This window comes from Hydrogenophaga sp. (genome assembly GCF_051007235.1).
In the GTDB taxonomy this organism is placed as follows: Bacteria; Pseudomonadota; Gammaproteobacteria; order Burkholderiales; family Burkholderiaceae_C; genus Hydrogenophaga.
On record NZ_JBPCSJ010000265.1, the window covers coordinates 1 to 1,591 of the forward strand.

Annotated in this window: 1 protein-coding gene and 2 pseudogenes; all 3 read right to left on the minus strand. The window is 63.3% G+C overall.

The annotated features are described in order from the left end of the window. Nucleotides 1-704: pseudogene (locus ACR2JA_RS09535) on the minus strand (NADH-quinone oxidoreductase subunit F); the annotation flags it as partial. Then, nucleotides 701-1,234, minus strand: coding sequence for an NADH-quinone oxidoreductase subunit NuoE (gene nuoE, locus ACR2JA_RS09540; RefSeq protein ID WP_434008851.1), 534 nt, complete (start codon nt 1,232-1,234; stop codon nt 701-703). The gene nuoE and the pseudogene ACR2JA_RS09535, both read right to left, overlap by 4 nt. Next, nucleotides 1,231-1,591 (minus strand): annotated as a pseudogene (locus ACR2JA_RS09545) (NADH-quinone oxidoreductase subunit D); the annotation flags it as partial. The pseudogene ACR2JA_RS09545 and the gene nuoE, both read right to left, overlap by 4 nt.

Sequence of the window (1,591 nt, forward strand, 5' to 3'; positions counted from 1 at the left end):
TACAAACCAAAGCTCGCAGGGAACGGTGGTTTGAAACGGGGTTGGCCTTTTTTACCTTCGAGCGACTCGAGCAGCGCGGTTTCTTCGCCGCAGATGTAAGCGCCGAAACCATGGAAAGCATGCAGCTGGAACGAGAAGTTCGAGCCCATGATGTGGTTGCCCAGGTAGCCAGCGGCACGGGCCTCTTCCAGGGCCGCTTCAAAGCGTTCGTACACCTCGAAAATTTCGCCGTGGATGTAGTTGTAGCCCACGGTGATGCCCATGGCGTACGCCGCGATCGCCATGCCTTCGATGACGATGTGCGGGTTGTACATGAGGATGTCGCGGTCCTTGCAGGTGCCCGGTTCGCCCTCGTCCGAGTTGCAAACCAGGTACTTCTGCCCCGGGAACTGGCGCGGCATGAAACTCCACTTCAGGCCCGACGGGAAGCCGGCACCGCCTCGACCGCGCAGGGCCGATTCCTTGACGGTGGCGATCACCTGGTCCTGGGTCATGCCGGCCACGCCGGTCTCGGGGTTGGGCGCGGAGCCGTCCATGCCCAGGATCTTGCGCAGGGCCTGGTAGCCGCCACGCGCCTCGTAGTCTTTGATGGACCAGTTGCTGCCGTTCAGATCCTTGTAGATCTGCGGCTCGATGTGGCGACCGTGGAAGCAGGTCTGCACGCCGGTGGCGGCGAACTGCGAAAGCACTTGCTGGGCGTTCATGCCTTGCCCTCCGCGGCGCGCAGGCCGTCGATCAGCTGGTCCAGCTTGTCGTTGCTCATGAAACTGCACATGTGGCGGTCGTTGTCCAGCATCACCGGCGAGTCGGCACAGGCGCCCAGGCACTCGCTCTGCTGCAGCGTGAACAGGCCGTCGGCCGTGGTCTCACCCATGGAAACGCCGAGCTTCTGCTCCAGGTGGTGCAGCGCCTTGTAACCGTCGCGCAGCTGGCACGGCAGGTTGGTGCAGACGTTGAGCTTGAACTTGCCCACCGGCCGCTGGTTGTACATGTTGTAGAAGGTCGTGACTTCATGGACGGCCATCACCGGCATGCCCAGAAATTCGGCGATGGCCTGCTCGGCCTCGACGCTGACGTAGCCGTTTTCCTGCTGGACGATGGACAGACAGGCCATCACGGCAGACTGCGCCTGCTCGGCCGGGTACTTGGCCGCTTCACGCGCGAAGCGAGCGCGCGTCGCGTCCGACAGCGCCAGGGCCTGCACCGGCCCGGAGGTTTGCGAAGCGTGACTCATCGGTCGATTTCTCCGAAAACGATGTCCATGGTGCCGATGATGGCGACCGCATCGGCCAGCATGTGGCCGCGTGCCATCTCGTCCAGAGTGGCCAGGTGGGCGAAGCCCGGGGCGCGGATCTTCAGGCGGTACGGCTTGTTGGCACCGTCGCTGACCAGGTAGATGCCGAACTCGCCTTTGGGGTGCTCGACGGCTGCGTAAGCCTCGCCTTCGGGCACGTGAAAACCTTCGGTGAAGAGCTTGAAATGGTGGATCAGCTCCTCCATGTTGCTCTTCATGTCCACCCGCGGCGGCGGGGCCACCTTGTGGTTGTCGGTGATCACCGGGCCGGGATTGGCGCGAAGCCACTTCGAGCAC

What these genes read in the sequence shown, in the direction of transcription:
- nuoE (WP_434008851.1), bottom strand. Translation starts at nt 1,234, where the DNA reads ATGAGTCACGCTTCGCAAACCTCCGGGCCGGTGCAGGCCCTGGCGCTG.